Annotated in this window: 1 pseudogene; it reads right to left on the bottom strand. The window is 65.1% G+C overall.

The features are described from left to right. Positions 1 to 255 (bottom strand): annotated as a pseudogene (locus AB4Y43_RS40705) (urocanate hydratase); the annotation flags it as partial.

The following is a 255-nucleotide window of genomic DNA, read 5'->3' as shown; positions in this document are numbered from 1 at the left end:
ACAGCGGACGGATATATGCCGGCACGAAGCCCGGGAAATCGAACGCGTTGTCCACGCCCATTTCGAGCGCCATCTGGCGGATGTTGTTGCCGTAGTCGAGCGTGGCCGCGCCGCGCTCCTGCAGCGTGAGCATCGCGCGCACCTGGTGGGCCATCGATTCCTTCGCGACCTTCACGATGCTTTCCGGCGCGACCTTCTGCGCTTCACGCCACTGCTCCACGGTCCAGCCCTGCGGCAGGTAGCCGTTGATCGGGT

The sequence above is a fragment of the Paraburkholderia sp. BR10872 genome (assembly GCF_040965835.1).
GTDB lineage: Bacteria > Pseudomonadota > Gammaproteobacteria > Burkholderiales > Burkholderiaceae > Paraburkholderia > Paraburkholderia nodosa_A.
This window is presented reverse-complemented; position numbering and strand designations above follow the sequence as displayed.